This is a genomic window from Streptomyces sp. NPDC007905, assembly GCF_042959345.1.
Classification (GTDB): Bacteria; Actinomycetota; Actinomycetes; order Streptomycetales; family Streptomycetaceae; genus Streptomyces.
In genome coordinates this window covers 640,613-661,331 of the sequence record NZ_JBIBKS010000001.1, presented here as the reverse complement: position 1 = coordinate 661,331, position 20,719 = coordinate 640,613, and the positions used below count along the sequence as shown (strand labels likewise).

General features: G+C 71.5%; 11 protein-coding genes and 1 pseudogene. 7 read left to right on the top strand and 5 right to left on the bottom strand.

Features of this window, described 5'->3' with window-relative positions:
• Positions 1 to 133 precede the first annotated feature (133 nt).
• The 7 genes and pseudogenes from ACFZDC_RS03200 to ACFZDC_RS03170 all read left to right on the top strand — a co-directional run.
• Positions 134 to 452 (top strand): annotated as a pseudogene (locus ACFZDC_RS03200) (pyridoxamine 5'-phosphate oxidase family protein); the annotation flags it as partial.
• Between the two features lie 276 nt (positions 453 to 728).
• Positions 729 to 3,113 carry a phosphoketolase gene (locus tag ACFZDC_RS03195; protein WP_391319614.1) on the top strand — a complete coding sequence of 795 codons (2,385 nt, stop codon included), beginning with the start codon at positions 729 to 731 and terminating at the stop codon, positions 3,111 to 3,113.
• A 250-nt stretch (positions 3,114 to 3,363) separates the two neighbouring features.
• Entirely contained in the window at positions 3,364 to 4,974 is a 1,611-nt protein-coding gene (locus tag ACFZDC_RS03190) for a TIGR02677 family protein (RefSeq protein WP_391319613.1), read from the top strand.
• Positions 4,974 to 6,311, top strand: coding sequence for a TIGR02678 family protein (locus tag ACFZDC_RS03185; RefSeq protein ID WP_391319612.1), 1,338 nt, complete (start codon positions 4,974 to 4,976; stop codon positions 6,309 to 6,311). The genes ACFZDC_RS03190 and ACFZDC_RS03185 overlap by 1 nt, the downstream gene beginning before the upstream one ends.
• Positions 6,308 to 10,516: a TIGR02680 family protein gene (locus ACFZDC_RS03180; protein ID WP_391319611.1), complete on the top strand. Its 4,209-nt coding sequence runs from the start codon at positions 6,308 to 6,310 to the stop codon at positions 10,514 to 10,516. The genes ACFZDC_RS03185 and ACFZDC_RS03180 overlap by 4 nt, the downstream gene beginning before the upstream one ends.
• Positions 10,513 to 11,811, top strand: coding sequence for a TIGR02679 family protein (locus ACFZDC_RS03175; RefSeq protein ID WP_391319610.1), 1,299 nt, complete (start codon positions 10,513 to 10,515; stop codon positions 11,809 to 11,811). The genes ACFZDC_RS03180 and ACFZDC_RS03175 overlap by 4 nt, the downstream gene beginning before the upstream one ends.
• A 182-nt stretch (positions 11,812 to 11,993) precedes the next feature.
• Positions 11,994 to 12,323 carry a deoxyxylulose-5-phosphate synthase gene (locus ACFZDC_RS03170; protein ID WP_391319609.1) on the top strand — a complete coding sequence of 110 codons (330 nt, stop codon included), beginning with the start codon at positions 11,994 to 11,996 and terminating at the stop codon, positions 12,321 to 12,323.
• A 61-nt stretch (positions 12,324 to 12,384) separates the two neighbouring features.
• Here the strand turns inward: ACFZDC_RS03170 and ACFZDC_RS03165 are convergent, their stop codons facing one another.
• The 5 genes from ACFZDC_RS03165 to ACFZDC_RS03145 all read right to left on the bottom strand — a co-directional run bounded on the left by ACFZDC_RS03165 (position 12,385) and on the right by ACFZDC_RS03145 (position 20,643).
• Positions 12,385 to 13,467 (bottom strand): MerR family transcriptional regulator, encoded by a 1,083-nt coding sequence (locus ACFZDC_RS03165; protein WP_391319608.1) that lies wholly within the window; start codon positions 13,465 to 13,467, stop codon positions 12,385 to 12,387.
• A gap of 76 nt (positions 13,468 to 13,543) precedes the next feature.
• On the bottom strand, positions 13,544 to 15,556 hold the full coding sequence (locus ACFZDC_RS03160; protein WP_391319607.1) for a protein kinase: 2,013 nt from the start codon (positions 15,554 to 15,556) through the stop codon (positions 13,544 to 13,546).
• Positions 15,557 to 15,834: 278 nt separating this feature from the next.
• Entirely contained in the window at positions 15,835 to 15,972 is a 138-nt protein-coding gene (locus tag ACFZDC_RS03155; RefSeq protein ID WP_391319606.1) for a hypothetical protein, read from the bottom strand.
• A 430-nt stretch (positions 15,973 to 16,402) separates the two neighbouring features.
• A complete protein-coding gene (locus ACFZDC_RS03150; RefSeq protein ID WP_391319605.1) occupies positions 16,403 to 17,542 on the bottom strand; it encodes an extracellular solute-binding protein in 1,140 nt (379 codons plus the stop codon).
• A 320-nt stretch (positions 17,543 to 17,862) separates the two neighbouring features.
• Positions 17,863 to 20,643 carry a SpoIIE family protein phosphatase gene (locus ACFZDC_RS03145; protein ID WP_391319604.1) on the bottom strand — a complete coding sequence of 927 codons (2,781 nt, stop codon included), beginning with the start codon at positions 20,641 to 20,643 and terminating at the stop codon, positions 17,863 to 17,865.
• Between the last annotated feature and the right edge of the window lie 76 nt (positions 20,644 to 20,719).

The window sequence follows — 20,719 nt, the reverse complement described above, 5'->3', positions numbered from 1 at the left end:
CAACTGGTGGTAGCGGTCGTCGTCGGCTCGGTCCGGGGGAGCCGGCACCCTTCCCTGGGCCGCTCTCCGGGCCGGGTAGGGCCGGTGGCACTCACCCGCCGCCGGGGCCGGGCTCACATGGACAGAAGACCGCCTGCACTGGTCGAGTGAGGGCTGCCCCAGGTACCAGAACGACGGTTTCCGTGAACTCGGCCATGCCGAGTGCCTGCGCCTGCCGGCCACAGCACCCGTGGGCCGCGGGGTCTGCACAACGCCCGGCCCTGCCCGCCGTGGTGCCGGTCAACTGCCGCCTGGACACCGAGGAAGCGGTGCTGCCGCGCACGTCGGCGGCATCCGAGTTGGCCCGCGCGGTCGATGGTGCGGTCGTCGCCTTCGAGGCGGACGCGGTCGACATGGCAGCACGGTCCGGCTGGAGCGTCGTCGTCACCGGGCGGGCCGCGGTGGTGACCGAGCGGCGGAACGGGGAGGCGGGTTCCCTGCTCCCGGAGGTGGAGAGCATCGGGTTCCCTGCTCCCGCGTAGTGGAGATCATGCCCGGACGGTCACGCGCCGTCAGGGCGGCGGCGGGACCGGACCGCGCAGGTACCTCGTGTGGCGTCGATGGGGTCGGCTCGCCCGGTCGGGTGGCCCGAACGGCCCTGTCGGGTACCCGCGCGTCGGTGGAAGGTGGATGGTACGGAGGCCGGCCCGCATGACACGCCGCTGCCTCGACACGGAAGGGAACCCCCAATGTCCGTCGACACGCAGCAGGCGCCCGCCCGGCTGGAAGAGGAAGAGCTGAGGTCGCTGGACGCCCACTGGCGCGCCGCGAACTATCTGTCCGTCGGCCAGATCTACCTCATGGCCAACCCTCTGCTGACCGAACCGCTGCGCCCCGAGCACGTCAAGCCGCGGCTACTGGGCCACTGGGGCACCTCGCCCGGCCTGAACCTGGTGCACACGCACCTCAACCGCGTCATCAAGGCCCGCGCCCTGAAAGCCCTGTGCATCTGGGGGCCCGGCCACGGCGGTCCGGCCGTGCTGGCGAACTCGTGGCTGGAGGGCTCGTACACCGAGACCTATCCGGACGTCACCCGGGACGCGGAGGGCATGGCACGGCTGTTCCGGCAGTTCTCCTTCCCGGGCGGAGTACCCAGTCATGTCGCGCCCGAGACTCCGGGCTCGATCCACGAGGGCGGTGAACTGGGCTACTCCCTGTCCCACGCGTACGGCGCCGCCCTCGACAACCCGGACCTGCTGGTCGCTTGTGTGATCGGCGACGGGGAGGCGGAGACCGGGCCGCTGGCCGCCTCCTGGCACTCGAACAAGTTTCTCGACCCCGTCCATGACGGTGCCGTGCTGCCGATCCTGCACCTGAACGGCTACAAGATCGCCAACCCGACCGTGCTGGCCCGGATCCCCGAGGCCGAACTGGACGAGCTGCTGCGTGGCTACGGCCACGACCCGATCCACGTCACCGGTGACGATCCCACGGCCGTCCACCACATGATGGCCGGGGCGATGGACACCGCTCTCGACCGCATCACGGCGATCCAGCGCGCCGCCCGCGAGGACGGTGTCACCGACCGGCCCCGCTGGCCGGTCATCGTGCTGCGCACCCCGAAGGGCTGGACCGGACCGGCAGAAGTCGACGGACTGCCCGTGGAGGGCACCTGGCGCGCCCACCAGGTCCCGCTGGCCGCCGTCCGGGACAACCCCGAGCACCTGCGGCAGCTGGAGCAGTGGCTGCGCTCGTACCGCCCCGAGGAGCTGTTCGACGAACACGGTGCCCCGCGCGCGCAGGTGCTGGCCCGGATTCCCGAAGGGGCCCGTCGGCTCGGTGCCACCCCGCACGCCAACGGCGGCCTCCTGGTGCGCGACCTGCCTCTGCCGCCGCTGGAGCGGTACGCCGTCGAGGTGGACAAACACGGCGCCACCCTGCATGAACCCACCCGCGTCCTCGGCGACATGCTCGAGGACGTCATGGCGGCCACGGCCGACCGCCGGGACTTCCGGCTCGTGGGCCCCGACGAGACCGCCTCGAACCGGCTGCAGGCGGTCTACGCCGCCAGCGGCAAGGCGTGGCAGGCGGCCACCCTCCCGGTCGACGAACACCTCGACCCGCACGGCCGCGTGATGGAGATCCTCTCGGAGCACACCTGCCAAGGGTGGCTGGAGGGCTACCTCCTCACCGGCCGGCACGGGCTGTTCTCCTGCTACGAGGCGTTCGTGCACATCGTCGACTCGATGGTCAACCAGCACATCAAATGGCTGCGCACCACCCGCCGTCTGCCCTGGCGCGCTCCCATCGCCTCCCTCAACTACCTGCTGACCTCCCACGTGTGGCGGCAGGACCACAACGGCTTCTCCCACCAGGACCCCGGCTTCGTCGACCACATCATGAACAAGAGCCCGGAGGCCGTGCGGGTGTACTTCCCGCCGGACGCCAACACCCTGCTGTCGGTGGCCGACCATGTGCTGCGCAGCCGCGACTACGTCAACGTCGTCGTCGCCGGCAAACAGCCGTGCTTCGACTGGCTGACGATGCAGGAGGCCAAGGTCCACTGTGCCCGCGGCGCCGGCATCTGGGAGTGGGCCGGCACCGAGGACGGCACGCGCGAACCGGATGCGGTGCTCGCCTGCGCGGGCGACGTGCCCACGCAGGAGGTTCTCGCCGCAGCCCAGTTGCTGCGTCAGTACCTGCCCGAACTGGCCGTGCGTGTGGTCAATGTCGTCGACATCGCCCGGCTCATGCCGAGCGATCAACACCCGCACGGCATGAGCGACTTCGAGTACGACGGGCTGTTCACCGTGGACAAGCCGGTCCTCTTCGCCTATCACGGCTACCCCTGGCTGATCCACCGTCTGGCCTACCGCCGTACCGGTCACCGCCACCTGCACGTGCGCGGATACAAGGAGATCGGCACCACGACCACGCCGTTCGACATGGTCGTTCGCAACGACCTGGACCGCTACCGCCTCGTCATGGACGTCATCGACCGCGTTCCGGGCCTCGCGGTCCGCGCGGCGGCCGTACGCCAGCGGATGGAGGACGCCCGGCAGCGCCACCACGTCTGGATCCGTGAGCATGGAACGGATCTGCCCGAGGTCGCCGACTGGACATGGGACGGCTGAGCCGCCACCCCCACCCCGAGCACCCCGGCCACGCCCTACGGGCCGGCCGGGGCACTTGTCGGGCATCGCCAAGGGCATCGAGCCTGGCCGCACGTCGGCCCAACCATCCAGTGGTACTGGAGCGGTCTCCCACGACCGGGAGCTTGTGCGCTTCGGCCAAGGCGGCGGTGCGTTGGGATGGGCCGTGTGAGCGGCTGGTTTTCCGCAACATTCCTCCGGAGTGTCAGTGTCGGTCCGTAGGCTCGACGGCATGGAGGGGAACGAAGGGAAAACCCCACACGGGGAGGAAGCCGGTGCCGAGGCCTGGCAGCGGCTGAGCGCGTATGCGTACCTCAGCGCGCCCGAGCGCCTGGAGTACGTCGCGGTGATGCGGGTGTTCTGCGCCACGCTGCTCGCCGACCTGTCCGTACCCGAGCTCCTCGCCAGACTGGCCGAGCAGGACGGTCCGGGGGCTGCGCTGGACCCGGACACGCTCACCCGCAGGCTCGAAGAGCTCGTGCGCTGGGGCAATCTGCTGCGCAGCACGCACACCGTCAAAGCGACGAGCATCGCCGAGTACCAGCGCTCGCGGTCCCGCTACCAGCTGTCGAAGCTGGGGGAACGCGTGCAGCGGGACGCGGACGAGGTACTGGCCGGGGCGGACGCGGCACGCGAGGTCAGCAGCGAGCTGCTGGCCCTCGTCGACCGCGGCCTGGGCGAGATCGCCACCATGGCCGCGGCGCCGGGCGGTGCCGATCCGCAGCAGGCGTTGGAGCGGATCAGCACGCTGTTCGTGCAGTTCGCCGGATTCGCCGAGTCCGTCCGGGACTTCTACGCCTATCTGGGCCAGGTGCTGGCACGCTACGACCTCGACTCGGCCGAGTACCAGGGGTTCAAGGAACTGCTGCTCGACTACGTGGAGGCCATCACCGAGGACGTTTCCTTCCGGGCCCCGCGCATCGCGGCTCACCTGGACGCCGTACGGCCGCACCTACCCGCTCTGCTTGCCCGTATCGACGCGCACGCGGCGGGCATCGGAGCGGTCGCCGACGGGTGGCCCGAGACGCGGGTGCAGCGCAGCCGCGGACGGGACCTGGCGGACTGGGAGGGGCTGCGCGAGTGGTTCACCGTCACCGGAGGGCACTCCAGCCAGGTGGATCAGCTCCGGGACGCCACCCTGCGCGCCCTGCAGTCGCTGCTCGCCAATGCCAAGCGGATGCTGCGTTCGGCCTCCGGTGAGATGTCCCGGCGCAAGGACCTGCTGCGGCTCGCGGCCTGGTTCGACGCCGCGGAGCCGGAAGAGGCCCACGACCTGGCGGTCGCCGCCTTCGGGCTCTACGGAGCGCGGCACCTGGGGGTGGCACCGGACCCCGACCGGTCCGTGCCGGCGTACGTGAGCTGGTGGACCGGACCCGTGGTGGACGTGCCGGTGGCGCTGCGCGAGCGCGGCAGCAGGGCTCAGCGCGGCCGTGCCGCGGCGGCGGAGGACCATTCCGAACACAAGCGCCGCCTCGTGGAACAGGCGCGGCAGCAGGCCGAGGCCCGGCAGGCGGCGGCCGACGAACTGCGCAGCGCCTCGGGCAGGTTCGACCAGGTGCGCCTCAGCGCCCCGGCCATGCGACTGCTGCTGGAACTCCTCACGACCGCCCTCGGCAACGCCCAGCTGCACAAGGACGCCCGCGACTTCCTGCTCGACGGCGCGCAGGCGGACGACGCGGACCTCGGCATCCGCCTGACCGCGTGGCGCACACCCGGCCGGCCCACGGTCCTGCGGTCCGTGGACGGCGACCTGACGGCGGACGATCTCACCGTGGCCGTCGAGAGTGCGTCCATGCCCGTGACGGGGGAGCCGATGCCCGAGGCCGGGGAGGTGAGTGCCTGATGTCCCTGCCCTCCGCGCACGACGTCGCACTCGCGGCCGAGCGCCGCACCGCCGCCCGACTCCTGCTGGCCCACCCCCTGGTCACCAGCACCGGACCGCACAGCGACGCCTTCCCGCTGATCCGGCGGCACGCCGACTGGCTGGCCCAGCGCTTCCAGCAGGTGTTCGGTTACCGCCTGCTGGTGGAGGCCTCGTACGCACGGCTGTTCAAGGCGGGCCTCGGCCCGGGCTCGGGCCACCGTCTGGAACGGCCGTCGACCGGAACGCCGTTCAGCCCGCGGACGTACGCCTACCTGGCCCTCGCGCTGTCGGTCCTCGTCACCGCCCCGGAACAGCTCCTGCTCTCCCAGCTTGTCGCCGACCTGCGGGCCGCGGCCGTCGACGCCGGCATCGAGATCGCCGACACCGGGCGGCAGGCCGAGCGGCGCACCCTCGCGGCCGCGCTGCGGCAACTCGTCGACTGGGGCGTTTTGGTGGAGACCGAGGGCCGTGTGGCGGCCGTCGCCGAGGAACGGGCCGGGGAGGCGCTGCTGACCGTGGACCGCGAGATCGCGCGAGTCGTCGTCGCCGGCCCGCTCGCCCAGAGCCGCGACGGCGCCGACCTCGTGCGCCGGGCCGCCGATCCCGGCTTCGGAGGGCCACGTACGTACGTCCGCAGGCGTCTCGTCGAAACCCCTGTCGTCCACCTCGACGACCTCACGGACGCCGAGCGCGAATGGCTGCGTATGCGGCAGCGCCGCGAGGCGCTGGCGTTCTCCGAACTGCTCGGACTGGAGGCCGAGATCCGCGCCGAGGGCATCGCCCTGGTCGACACCGATGACGAACTCACCGACCTTCACCTGCCGGGCACCGGAACGGTGGCTCAAGCCGCGCTGCTCCTCGTGGAGCGGCTGGTCGACCGGTTGCGTCCCGAGGACCCGGGCCATCCGGCCGTCGGCGGACGGCTGGTCATCGGCGTACCCGTCCCCGGAGGGCTGCTGCCCGACCTGCTCGACGAACTGATCGAGGAGTACGGCAGGCGCAGCAACTGGCAGCGCGGCCACCTGGAGGACCGGGGCGGATTCCTCGCGGCCGTGCTCGACCTCCTCGTCCGGATGCGTCTGATGGCTCCCGCCGGACCCGTGCGCGCGGAGGGCCAAGGCCTGCCCGAGGGATACGAGCAGACGGTGGCCGACGGCCGCTCCGTCACCGACGTCGCTCAGGCGCGCGGCCAGGGCCGTACGGACGGTGGCTGGATCCTGCTCGCCGCAGCCGCCCGGTACGCCACCACGGTGGCGGTCAGGCCCCGTACCGACCCGTCCCCAGCGGACGACGTCTCCGAGGAGTCGCCCCGATGAACCGCCTGCCGGTCCCGCACCGCTACCGACTGCACCGCGCGGGCATCCGCAACGTCTGGCAGTACGACGAGCAGGAGTTCGCCTTCGGCGAGGGGCGCCTGCTGCTGCGCGGCAAGAACGGCGCCGGCAAGTCCAAGGCCCTGGAGATGCTGCTGCCCTACCTCCTCGACGGCGACGCCCGCGCGCTGGACGCCACAGGAACCGGGCGCACCACCCTGGCCTGGCTGATGCTCGACGGCTTCGAGCAGACCAACCGGCTGGGCCACCTGTGGCTGGAGTTCGCGCGGACGGACGAAGAGGGGAACGGCCACCATCTGACCATCGGCGCGGCCATCCGAGCGTCCCAGTCGACCAAGACGGCGAAGCCGTTCTTCTTCACCACACGCCTGCGGGTCGGCGAGGGCCTCGACCTCGCCCCCGCCGGGCAGCCACTCCCCGTCGACCAGCTGAAGTCGCTCATCGGTCCGGAGAACGTCACCGACCGCGCCGTCGAGCACCGGGCCAGGGTCGCCCGCGAACTGTTCGGCCTCACCGACCCCGCGCGCTACCGCAACCTGATGCACCTGATGCACCGGCTGCGCCGTCCCACCATCGGTGACCGCATCGACTCCGGCGGACTGGTCCCGGTCCTCGCCGAGACCCTGCCCGCGCTCGACGACGAGGTCGTGGAGAAGGTGGCCCGCAGCCTCGACGACCTGGACGCCGTGAGGGCCTACCTTGGCCGCCTCGAACGCACCGACCGGGCGCTGCGCACCTTCCTCACCGGCTACCGAGGCTATCTGCACGGGGCGCTGCGCCGCCGCACGGACCAGGCGAGCGATGAGCTCGAGCAGCTGACGGAGTACCGCAAATCCGCAGGTGACGCGGCGCGAAAGGCGGAGGGGCTCCGCGAGCGCGAGCAGGAGCTCGATGCCCGCCGCGAAGCCCTCGAAGGCGAGTCGAGTGCCGCCGAGACGGACCTGGCCGCGCTGCACGACAGCGCCGGATACCGCAGCCTGAGGCAACTCGGGGAGAAACGCGCCACTGTCACCGCCCTGCACAGCGCGGCCGCCACCGCCTTCAAGGCCGTCCGCCAGGCGCACAGCAACCAGGAGGAGGCAGGCCGGCGGCTGACCGCCGAGGCCGGGCGGCTCGGTGAAGAGATCGTCGAACTGAGCACTGCATACGGCGAGTTGGTGCGGCACGCCGAGCGGTCCGGGATCGACCCCGTGCACCTGGGGGAGCCCGTGGCGACACCCGTCGCGCCGGTGGCGCCCGCCACCACGGCCGAACTGACCGCGCCGGAAGGCGACTTCCACCTGGTACGGCACAGTGAGGTGCTGGCGGTCGACACAGAGACCTGCACGACCGCGCTGCACGCCTGGGACGCCAGACTTGACGCCACCCAGCCGGTGGTCAGGAACCGCTCCCGGTTCGTCACCGAACTGGGCGCCCTCATCGAGCGGTCGAACGAGGCCCAGCGGGAGGCGGCCGACGCCGACGCCGCGCATGAGCGCCTGGAGGAACAGGCGGACCACGCGCGCGCCCGAGCCGAGCAGCGTCGACAGGAAACCGTGCGGGAGGCAGCGGCGTACGCCCTTGCGGCCAGAGCCTGGAGCGAGCAGCTGCGGAAGTCCACCGGAGTGCCGATGGACGCCGTACTCGCCCTGGTCACGCAGGATCCGGCAGACGGCCCGCTGCCCGCGCAGGCCCCCGACGAGGTGGTCGAAGCGGCCCGGTCGGCCGTCGACCCGTGGCTGGCGGAACTGGGCGCGGAGCGCGACGATCTCTCCCTTGCCGTCCGTGAACTGGAGGCCGCTCAGGGCCGCCTCAGGCACCGGCGCGACGAATGGGAACGCCGCACCGACCCCGAGCCCCCGCCCCCGTCCCACCGCACGGCTTCCCGGACACCGGGCACCGGAGCGCCCCTCTACCGCCTGGTGCGCTTCGCCCACGACCTGGAGCCGGACGCGCAGGCAGGGCTGGAAGCCGCGCTGGAGGCGAGCGGTCTGCTCGATGCCTGGGTGCACGCCGACGGCACCGTCCTGGACCCTGCCACGCGGGACACCCTCCTGGTTCCACGAGCGCCCGTGGCCGGGGCGTCGCTCGCCCGGGTACTGCGGCCTGTCGCCGCCCCGGACAGTGGAGTGACGGCGGAGCAGGTCGAGCGCGTGCTCGGGGCGGTGGCTCTGACCGAAGGAGGGACCTTCACCAGCGATACCCACACCCTGGTAACGGCAGAGGCGGAGCCGCACACCGCGATCGGTACCGACGGCTCCTGGCGGCTCGGCATCGCCCACGGCCGCCACGCCAAGCAGGCCGCCGAGTACGTGGGCGCGGAGGTGCGTGCGGAGACACGCCGCCGGGCGCTGGCGGACCTCGATCGCCAACTGTCCGACGTGGAGGGGGAGTTGGCGGAACGCAGGCACAGTCTGCGGGTCCTCACCGAGCACCGCGACCGGATCGGCGACACCCTGCGCCGCCCACCCCCTGCACGTGGGCTGACGGATGCGTGGGCCCGTACGGCCGAGGCCGAGCGCACCGCCGAGTCCCTCGCCTCGCAGGCATCCACGGCCGCCCGGGAGGCTCAGCAGGCACGTGCCCGCGCGGTCGCCGCCCGGCGCGAGACCGAGGCGACGGCGAGTGCCCAGGACCTCCCGGCGGACCCGGCCGCACTGGAAACGGTCCGTCGTGCCCTGGACCGCCTCGGGCAGGGTACGCAGCAGCTGCGGCGGCGGGTGCGCGTGGTCCTGTCCGCGGCCGACGGCCACCGCGGCGGCCGCACGGACTACGAGCGTGCCGAGTCGGCCCGCCAGGAGGCCGAGGCGGACTACGCCGAGCCGCTCGGGCGTCTGGAGGCCGCCCGCCGTACCGTTCGGGCTCTGGAGGAGGCCCTTGGTGCCACGGAGCAGGAGATCCTCGCCCGCGAGGCCGAGGCGAAGCGCCGCCTGGACGCCGTGGGACGCCAACTTCCGCGCACCCGCAGGGACCTGGCTGACGTGCACGACCTGCGGGTGCGGGCGGAAGAGGACGAGAGGGTGCGGCGCGAGACACTCGCCGCTCAGGAGAGCGAGGTGTTGGCCTGCGGCAGGAGACTGCGTGCGGCCCTTGCGCTGCCGGGCGTGCTGAGGGGAGCGGGTTTCGACGCCGACGAGGACGAAGGGGCCCTGAAGTCTGCGGACCCCCTCCACCACGACGTGCGGGAGCGCATCGCGGCGCTGCGCCTGCTGGTCGACGGCGTGCGCCGCGGTCTGGATGCCGAACGCCGTGACATCTCGGACACCACTCTCCTCAACCGCCACACCGAACTGCGCGACCAGCTCTCCGGAGGCTACGACGCGACGATGGAGGAGCATGACGGCATCAAGCTGTGCCGGCTCGTCGACGACCACGGTCCGCACGACATCGCCGTGGTCGGCGAGCGCATCGCGGCCGAGGCCACCGAGGCACGTGACCGTCTGACGGAGCGCGAACGCGAGGTCTTCCAGCGCTTCCTGACAGGAGAGCTGGGCGACCACCTGTCCTCGCAGGTGCTGGCCGCCGGCGCCCTGGTGGCCGCCCTCAACACCACCCTCGACACGGTCCGTACGTCACACGGCCTGGGCGTCACCCTCGACTGGAAACTGGCCGACGGTGTGGAAGCGGACGTCAAGGCGGCCGTCGACCTCCTGCGCAGCCCCTCCGGTCTGCGCACCCGTGAGCAGTCGGAGCGACTCCGCGACGTCCTCCAGCGTCGTATCGAGGACGCCCGCCGCGCCGACCCGGCCGCCGGTTACGCGGCCCACCTGCGCGCCGCCCTGGACTACCGCGACTGGTTCACCTTCACTCCCTGGGTGGTGAACGACGCGGCACCGGGCAGCCGCCGCAAGCTCTCCGGCCGCACGGGCCTGAGCCAGGGCGAACAGCGGGTCCTCTCCTACCTGGTCCTCTTCGCCGCGGCGGCGGCACACTTCACCAGCCTCGCCGACGCCGCCCCGCATGCACCCCGCCTGATCCTCCTCGACGACGCGTTCGCCAAAGTGGACGAGCCCACACATGCCCGCCTCGGCCGCATTCTGGTCGACCTGGACCTCGACTTCGTCCTCACCAGCGAGCGGCTGATCGGCAACTGGCCCGACGTACCGTCCCTCCACATCTACGAGTGCCTGCGCGATCCGCATGTGCGGGGCGTGGCCACGCTCCACTACACGTGGAACGGGCGTCAGCGGAGGCTGATGCCGGTATGACGGTGCCCGAACGGGCCGGCGCACACTCCCCGGACGCCGACGCCCTCGCGTTTCTCACCCGGCCGGGCCTCACCCGCCTCTGGACGGCGGCACGGACCCGGCTCGAACGCAACGGTCTGCAACCAGCCGGGGCCATCAGACTCGAGCGCCTGGACGCGCAGGAGCGCGAAGCCCTCTCCCTCCTCCTGGCCAAACCGGTCAACGGCCCCACCGCCACGATCCGCCTGCCGGACCTGGACGCCCGCCTGCGTACCAGCGCGGTGGGCCGGGGCCTGGCCTCGACGCTGGGGCAACTGGGCCCACCCCTGACCGACCGCCGGGCGGCCCGCGACGCGGCGGCGGCCGAACGAGCCCTTGTGTGGTCGACGGCTCAGACCGAAGTGGAAGCCACATCGCTGTCGGCCCAGCCCTGGACGGGACAGTGGCTGGAGGAGATACGGCGCGGCGGCATACTCGCCCGCCAGGACCAGCACACCGCGACCATCGTCATCACCCAGGCCGTGCAGATCCTGGCGACGCTCTTCCCCGGCACGGACCCGGACCCCACCCCGGCCTCCTGGGGCCGCGGTGAACTGGCCACCCGTGCCACCGGCTCGGCCCATGGCCTGGACGACGGCACGCTGCTGTCCCGGCTGGTCCTGCGCGGCATCGCGCTGGCGCGCGGTGTCGAGCTCCCCGCCGACGCGCCGACGCGCCGGGCCCTGTGGCGCATGGCCTCGGTCACCCCGGACGAGGTCTCCAGCACGGTGCTCGCCTACGGCCTTCGTCCCACCGGTGGCACCTGGCGGGAGGCGGCCCTGCGCGAGCGCGCCGACCACCACATGGAAGCCCACCTGACCTTGCGCGAACTGCGGACGCTGCACCTGAAGATGCCGCCCGGCACCCGAGTCCACGTCTGCGAGAACCCTCGCGTGGTCGAGGCCGCGGCCGACAGCGGCCGTACGGCGCCCCTGGTCTGTACCTCGGGGAGCGCGACGACGGTCGTTCTCGCACTCCTGGACGCGCTCGCGGCGTCCGGCTGCACGTTCGCGTACCACGGTGACTTCGACTGGCCCGGCATCACGCTGGCCAACCGGATCATGCAGCGGTACCGAGCCGAGCCGTGGCGTATGCGAGCGGCCGACTACGAATACCTGGCGACACGCACACAGGTGCTCGGCACACCGCAGATCGCCCTCACCGGAACGCCGGCCGAGGCCGGGTGGGACCCGGAATTGGCCCCCGCCATGAACACCCTGGGAATCGCCCTGCACGAGGAGGCGGCGCTCGATCTGCTCATGGAGGATCTTGGGTGAGGGCCCCGGTACGGCGTCAGCGGAACGGGATCCCGCGTCATCGCCCAAGACGAGCAGCCCACGCGGGAAGACGCCGAGACCGGATACGCGGGCCGGAGGCGACGGGTATCCCTCGCCCCCTCGGCCGGGGCCGGCACCGAAATCCCTTCGAGTTCCGCGCAGTCCCCGCCTACCCTGCTGACATGCCGCACGCGAAGACCTCCTACGTCTGCCTGCCCTGCCGGGCCTCCTACAAGCAGCCCTACGACAGGGACAGGCAGCGAATCTGCCCCCGCTGCGCGCAGCCGCTGATTCACGTGGGCTCCGCCTTCGCCGCACCCCGCCGCCGGGACACCGCGGCCTGGCGGACGCTGTCCGTGCTGCTGCACGCGGGCGTCCGTTTCCACAAGAGCTGCTGCGGCGGACCCGGGTACCGTCCCCGCACCCTGAGCGAGGTCCGCGAGCGGATGACGTACGCCCGGCGCAGCGGTGAGCCCTTCGCGAGGGCACTCGTTCGGTACGAGGTGCCGTGACGCCGACGCGGGGCCCGGGACAGGCGGCCGTGGACGAGGACCAACCCGACCCGGACGGAGGTCAGTTCTCGGAGCGGACCGGCATCAGGATCGAGAAGGCGCCCTCGTCGTCGGGTCGGCGGACGGCGAGCGGTGCCGTGGGCGCGCCCAGCTCCAGGAGCAGCTCGTCCCTGGCCCCGGCTGTGAGTGCGTCCAGCAGGAACTCGCGGTTGACGGCGACGTTGTTCTGGTCGTCGTCACCGTCGTCGCACACGATCACGGTCCCGTTCTCGGTCACCCTGAGCACACTGAGGTCACAGGTCTCGCCGTCCTGTTTACGGGTCTGGCTCACGCGGACCGGACCGGTCTCCAGCGCCTGGCGGAAGGACGCCGTGTCGACGTGGGCCCGGCGACCGGCCGGGAGGTGGACGAGGCGGCGGTAGTCGGGGAACTCGTGGCCGAGGCTCTGGCCGGCCGCCTGGCGATCCCCGCTCTCCAGCGTCACGCGGTCACCGTCCACCACCAGTTGGACGAGCTCCTCGCCGGTCAGCAGCGCCCGCATCGCGTCGGCGAGCGGAAGGGGCACGACGACCTGCGTCCGAGACCCGCCGTGCCCGGTTGTCCGTGCCTGCGCGACGGCCATCCGGTAGCGGTCGGTGGCCACGAGGCGCAGTCCTTCGCCCTCGATGTCGAACAGGATCCCGCCGAGCACCGGCAGCTCGGCGTCGGAACCGGCGGCGAAGCGGACCGCGTCCAGCGCGGCGGCAAGCTCCGCTGCGGGGACGGACAGCCGAACGATGGCGGCACTGAGCGAAGTCATCTGGTTCTCCCTGCGGTCGAGTAGTGCTCGGAGCGTGGAGAACTCGCTGCGGGCGTCGGACAGCCCCAGTTCGAGACGGCGCAGGTGCGCCTGAAGGAGACCGCGCACCAGATTCGTGTCCGCGCCGGCCCAGCTGGCCAGGACGAGCCGGATGTCCGCCAGGGGCATGCCGGCCCGGCGCAGCCGGGCCAGCAAGCGCGCCTCCTCCAGTTGCTCGGGCTCGTACCAGCGGTAGCCGCTGACCGGGTCCACCCAGGCGGGGACCAGCACACCGGCACGGTCGTAGAACCGGAGCGCGCTCACGCTCAGTCCGCCGTCCCGGGCCATCTCCCCGATGCTGCGCATCTCGTTCTCCACACCCAGGACTCTGAGCCCTCGACAAGGTCGAGGGTCAACCTCGGCCACGGCCCGGATCCGTCACTCAGGCCGGGCAGTCGGCCCGCGTGGTGGCCGTGTCCCAACGGATCATCATGTAATGGGACCCGCCGATCTCCGCCACGGCATAGCGGTAGTACGGCCAGGCGCTTCCCGCGCTCTCCCGTTCGCTCACGAGCGCCCGGCATGCCTCGCCGGCGGCCAGGGCAGCCCAGGAGTCGACCTGCTTCTCGTTCCACCGCGCGTACTCCGACCAGACGTACATCACCGAGTTGGCGGGGTCGAAGCCGACCTTGATCTGCGCGTTGCCGAGCACCCGGTCGGTGCCGAGTGTCCGACGCATCCCGTTGGTTCCCGCGATGATCTTCCTGGCGGCGCCGTCGGCGACCCGGATCTCCGCGCTGTCGGTACTGGGGATCATCGCCTGCCCCAGGCCGTTCTCGTCCGGTTGCCAGTCCTGCGTGCCGTCCGTGTCCTGCCCGGTGCCGTCGTCGGCGGCCGACCGGCAGGCGGTGTTGGTGACGAAGTCGTCCTGCCACGTCACTTGGGGAACCTGGCCCTGTTGCTCCTTCACCATGACGTACGTGCGGTACGGCAGGTCCGGGTGCAGGCGGAGCACGACGTCCCGCAGCGTCAGGCACATCGACTTGGCGATCTCCGTCTCCGCGTACATCGTCCCCTGTTCGTCGGAGGTCAGCCGGTACGAGAGGTAGACCTCCCGGCGCGACGCGTGGAACCGCACGGTCTCCGGGGTGAAGTCGGCGCCGCTGCCGAGGTCCTGCGCCTCCACGCCCTCGTCGTGCAGGACCGCGCGCGCCACGTCGTGCTCGCCCGCGCCCTGTGCCGTTCGGGCCTGGTTCCAGCTCGCCACACTCGCCGAACCGCCGCTCCCGACCTGCTGCTTCGCCGCTTCACTGCCCTTCGCGGTGCTCGCCGAAGGCTGCCCGGATCCGGCCGAGGACAGCGGTGACGCCGAGGCCGCGGACGACGGTGCATGACGGCCGCCCCCGGTGTCGCCGGGCAGCAGCGCCGCCACTCCTCCGGCCAGACCGCCGATGAGGCCTGCCGCGAGGACGAAGGCACCGGCCAGTCGCCTCTTCGAACGGCTCCCGCCCGAGGGCAACTGCCATGCGGAATCGTGCGCGGGCGGCACCTCCCAGAGGGCCGTGATCATGTTCATGGCCGTCGCCGGCACCGCGCCGGCTCCCGCCACCTGGGTGGCCTGAGAGGCCAGCTGCACCGCGCACTCCTGGGCGGCCTCGGCGGCTGAGGGGCGGTCACCCGGCGCCTGGGCCAGCGCGTTTTCCACGATCCGGCGCAGCGGTGCGGGGATGCCGTCCAGGTCGGCCTCGCCCGACATCACGCGGAAGGCCACCACATCGGGTGCGCCGGCCCCGAAGGGCAACCGGCCGGTGCCCGCGTAGGCCACGAGCGCGCCCCACGCGAACATGTCGCCCGCCGGCCCCGCGCTGCCCTGACGGTACTGCTCGGGACTGATCCAGCCGGGGGTGCCGGTCATGACTCCGGTCCGGGTCACGCTGGTGCCGTCGGCGGCGTGCGCGATGCCGAAATCCAGCACACGGGGGCCGGTGGGCGTGAGCAGGACGTTCTGCGGTTTCACATCACGGTGCACCACTCCCACGGCGTGAATCGTAGCCAGCGCCTGTGCCGTGGCGGCCGCGAAGGCGTACAAGCTTCCCTCCGCGAGCGGCCCGTGAGCGAGCACGTGCTCGTTCAGCGTCGGCCCTGGCACGTAGGCGGTGGCCAGCCACGGGGTCGGCGCGTCAGGATCGGCGGCGAGCAGTGGGACCAGGTGTGGTCCGGTGACGCGGGCGGACAGTTCCACCTCGCGTCGGAAACGAGCCCTGAACTCCGGCTCCTGGGCCTGCTCGGCATGGATCACCTTGACCGCCACGCGCGTTCCGTCGGAGGTGACTCCGGCGTGGACCGTGCCCATACCGCCCGCGCCGAGACGGCCGATGATGCGGTAGGGGCCTATGCGGGAGGGGTCGCCGGGACGAGCCGGCTGGACTCTTCCGCCGGAACCGATTGCGCTCACGAGTACTTCCTTGAACTGAAGAGCGGCCCGGAACAGGCCGTCATGAAATGACGAGTGATCGGAGCGGGATGCCTTGACGGGAGTCGGTGGGGGGCGCCGTCCTGTTCCGGTCTCCCGTGCGCCATTCGCAGGCGCTCACCGCCCACGACCCCCGTGGCGAACTCGCCGGGGCAGGGCAGCCCGGTCCACGACGGGCAAGCCGTGGTCCACGGCCCGATCTGGCGAGCCGGAGCAGGAGGCCTCACCGGCCGGTGCAGATCCTCGCCGATTCCTTCAACTCATTGACCCAACTCGGCGTCGACACCGGGACGGTGGTAAGGAGCACAGCGGGCCGGCCGGAAGAAGCCCGCCCGAGCGCGCAGAATCCCGACCATGGCGTCCAACGCCTGCTCGTACTCGGCACTGCCCTTCCGCATCGCGGTCCCCTCCCCGGCCGTCGACGTATGCGACGCGAGCCTATGCGTCGTGCGAGCCGGTGGACAGTCAGACCGGTGATGTCCGTGAAGGTTTCCTGCGAACCCAGTTCATGAATCGCATACTGACGGTATTCCGCGTCACTCGTTCTCCGGCGGATGATCAGTGGCCCCGGCGTCCCGTTGTGGGATTCCATGCTCGACCACCGTCTCGTGCAGACGGCCGGATCGGCCACAAGAACTCCGATCACCCGGTCATCCTGCCCATGGACGCCTGGGAGCTGGACCGCCGCCGCAAGGCGCATCCGGACTGCAGCTACGGGTGCGGGCTGCAGGTCGGCGGCTGCGGTGGTGAGTTGAGCGACCGGCGTCGCACGACCAACGTCTGCCACTTCGCCCGCCACCCAGTCCACCTAGAGCCTTCAGAAACGGCCTAGCCGGAGACGGCTTTCGCCCAGCCCTGGCGGACCGACTCCCGCGCCTTCTGCAGTTGCGCGTCCGTCGGGAACTGCGGTGTTCCCTCAACCGTCGGCAGTCGTGCAGCGGCGGCCTTGTCGAGGGTGCCGTCCTGTCTCATGGCGTCCATGAGCACCGGGCGGGCATAGGCGCGCAGCCGGAGGTTCTGGCCCTCCGGGCTGAAGAGGTACTCCTGCCACAGGCGGGCAGCCGCCGGGTGCGGGGCGTTCTTGTTGATCGCCAGCGCGAAATACTGGGCGAAGCTGCCGTCGAAGGGGATCGCGACCTGCCAGTTCACGCCCTTGTCGTGGAGCAGGTCCGCGTAGTCGAGGTTGATGTAATCCCAGTTGATGCTGGTGGGGGTCAGGCCGTTCTCGACCGTTGCCGCGGTGGAATTGAGGGGGTTGAAGTTCCCTGTCCTCTTGAGCTCGGTGAAGAAGTCGAGACCGGGCTGGATGTTGTCGAACGACCCGCCGTTCGCCAGCGCGGCCGCGTAGACGCTGTCGAAGGCGGTCGCCGACCGCGGCGGGTCGCCTTCGAGTGCGACCTTGCCCTGGTAACCGGGCTTCAGCAGATCGGCGAAGGTATCCGGACAGGGCTTGACCCGGTTGGCGTCGCAGCCGATGGAGATGTAGCCCCCGTAGTTGTTGTACCAGCGGGCGTTCGAGTCCTTCTGACCAACGGGGATCGAATCGTAAGGGGCTACTTGGTACGGCGCGAGCAGATTCTGCGCCGCCGCTTTCCGCGCGAACGTGTCGCCCACGTCGATGACGTCGGGTGCTGTTGGCCGGTTCCCCATCCTCCTGAGGGTGTCGATCTCGTCCTCGCTGTGGCCCAGCGGGTCCTCGACCGTGACCTTGATCCCGTACTTCCGCTCGAAGCCGTTGATCAGACCGCCGTAGTTGGCCCAGTCACGCGGCAGCGCGATCGCTCTGAGCGTGCCCTCCCGTTTCGCTGCGGTGATCAGTGCGCGCATGCCGCCCGCGTTCTCGGCGGACGTCGCCACTGAGGGCTTCGCGACTCCGGCGGGCGGCGTGTTCTCGCAAGCGCTCAGGCCCAGCGCCACGAGAGCGAAGCAGCCGAAGACCGCCGCTGCTCGGGCACACGGTGTAGTCACGACTGCTCCCGGGCGTGGGGAAGAGCTGGTCACCTCGAGCATCTGCCGCAAGCACCACTGGGCCCGGAGTGGCGGACCTTCCGCAGCGCCTCCCGGGTCGGTGGGGTCCACTGCGCCGATGAAGTGGTCATCGAGATCAGGATACCCGGCCGCCTCGATGGCGGGACGGTGCCCGGGGAGCCTGCGATCAGCGTCTTTCCCCGGCTGAACGGCTTTCGTACGCCCCGGGCCCCAGCCGCACCCACGTCGGCACGCGGCGGGCGTGAGGCCGTGGGAAAGGCGTGCGTGAGGCCGTAGGAAAGGGGGACGTACCCGCTCACTCACATGGCCGTGTCGTCCCATTGGCCGAGCAGGATCTCGTCGATTCCTTCCGCCTCCGGCGTGGCGCCGTGGTGCAGGGACTGTTCGGCCCAGATGACTTTGCCGGTGGGCGTGTAGCGGGTCCCCCAGCGCTCGGTGAAGCGGGCGACCAGGAAGAGTCCGCGGCCGCCTTCGTCGGTGACCTTCGCCCGGCGCAGCCGCGGCGAGGTGCTGCTGCCGTCGGAGACCTCGATGATCAGGGTGCCCGCGGCGGGGCTGCTGATCGGGTCCGTGCGGAGCAGCCGGACGGCGATGGGCTCGGCGCCGTAGCGGATGGCGTTGGTGATCAGCTCGCTGAGGACGAGTTCGGCGGTGAAGCCGACCTGCTCCAGCCCCCACTCCGTCAGCAGACGGGCGCAGGCGGCGCGCACCGGGGCCACTGCCGCGGGGTCACGCGGCACGTCCCACTCGGCGACCTGCTCCGGTCCGAGTCGGCACGTGCGCGCCACCAGCAGCGCGATGTCATCCCTGGGCCGGTCGGACAGCATGGCCTCCATCACCGCCGCGCAGGTGGCCTCCGGCGGGAGATCCGCCCCTGTCAGAGCATCGCGGAGGGCCTCCAGACCGGCGTCCAGGTCTCGGGTGCGGTCCTCGATCAGTCCGTCGGTGTAGAGCACCAGTCGGGAACCCTCGGCCACGGTGAGCTCGGCGGTCTCGACAGGCAGGCCGGCTCCGAGACCCAGTGGCGGCGAGACGGGCAGCCGGGGGAAGTCGACGGTCCCGTCGGGCCGGACCACCGCCGGTCCCGGATGGCCGGCGGTGGCGATGGCCAGCCGCCCGGAGGTGGGGTCGTAGACGGCGTACTGGCAGGTCGCCCCGGTGATCATCCCCTGTCCGTCCCCTGCGGCGGCCTCCTCGGCGTCGATCTGCGCCACCAGCTCGTCCAGCTGCCCCACCAGCTCCTCCACCGGCATGTCCAGGCCGGCGAAGTTGTGCACGGCGGTGCGCAGCCGGCCCATGGTCGCCGCGGCGTGCAGACCGTGGCCGACGACATCGCCTACGACCAGTGCCACCCGGGCCCCGGACAGCGGGATGACGTCGAACCAGTCCCCGCCCACCCCGGCCTGGGCCGGCAGGTAGCGGTAGGCCACGTCGAGGGCGGACTGCTCGGGCAGCGCGCGTGGCAGCAGGCTGTGCTGCAGGGTGACGGCCATGGCGTGTTCGCGGGTGTAGCGGCGGGCGTTGTCGATGCACACCGCTGCCCGGGCGGCCAGCTCCTCGGCGAAGGACACGTCCTCGTCCTCGAACGGCCCGGACCCCTGTGCGCGCCAGAAGTTCACCACTCCCAGCACCACGCCGCGGGCCTGCAAGGGAACCACGAGCAGGGAGTGGATGCCGTGATCGAGGATCCGCCGGGCACGTCCGGGTTGCTCGGCCCGCCAGCCGTAGGAGGCGCTCAGGTCCCCGACCAGGACAGGCTCGCCCTCGGCCATCGCCGTGGAGACGGGGTGGGCCGGGACGAACCGAACCAGGTCGCGGACCGGGTGGAGGGGATGGTCCGGGCCGAGACCGGCGACGGCGCTGCGGCGCAATTCGGTGGTCCCGGCGGTCGCACCGGAGGACTCCTCGCCGCGCAGGACCGGGTCCAGCAGGTCGACGGTGACGATGTCGGCGAACCGGGGCGCCGTCACCTCGGCCAGTTCCTCGGCCGTGCGCTTCACATCGAGCGTGGTGCCGATCCGCAGCCCGGCGTCGTAGAGCCACTTCAACCGTTCGCGCGCCACCTCCGCCCGGCCGGAGAGGGCCCGTAGCTCGGTGGTGTCCCGGAGCGTCACCACGCTGCCGGCCGGTCCGTGAGGTGCGGTGGGCCGCTTGCTGACCGCGAGCAGCCGGTCGGCCGCGAGGTACACCTCGTCGGTGGCGGGGCGGTCGGAGGCCAGCAGCCCGGCGAGGTCCTCATCCAGCCCCAGATCGGTGATGTGTCGCCGCTCCGCCTCCGCCGGCAGGTCCAGAAGCCGTCGTGCCTCGTCGTTGGCCAGCAGCAGCCGACCGTCACCGCCGACGATCAGCACTCCTTCCCGCACCGCGTGCAGCACCGCGTCGTGGTGCTCGTACATCCGGGTCATCTCGGCCGGCCCCAGGCCATGGGTCTGCCGCCGCAACCGTCGGCTCACCAGGCCCGACCCGCCGGCGGCGACGACGAGGGCCGTGGCGGCGCCGCCGAACAGGAACGGCAGCTGCGTGTTCAGCCTTTGCTGCACCTTCTCGACGGTGACGGGTACGGCGACGACGGCGACGACCGAGCCGTCAGGACCCCTCACAGGGGCCGCCGAGATCACGGAGAGCCCCAGTGAGCCCTTGAAGGTGCTCGTGAACGGCTTGCCGGTCGCCGCCGCCGCGTACGGCCCGATGACGCGTTTCCCGATCTGATGCCGGTCACTGTGGGTGAGGGTGATCCCGTTCAGCCGGTACACGATGATGGCGTTGACGCCTGCGGCCTTCCGGGCCGCCTCGGCGTGCGGCTGCAGCACAGCGGTCGGGTTCGCGCTGTTCAGTGCCGCAACGATCCCCGGGGAGTTCGCGAATGTCTGCGCCGCGGTGAGCGTCCGGTGGCGGGCGTCCGCCGTGACGTCGCGTCGGGCCTGCACCACGAGTGCCACCAGGGCGGCGGCGACGAGCAGCATCACGACGGCCAGCTCGAGCAGAAAGACCTGGCCGGCGAGGCTGTGCACGTTCAGCAGCGAGCCGGACCGCCACGCCGCTCCCCGCCGACGGGGGCGACCGGGCCGATGAGTCCTCATGGACGCATCAGGCATATCGCGACCGGATTGATCCGGAATTTCCCTCATATAGCCTTTGTATCGTTTGTGGATGGCC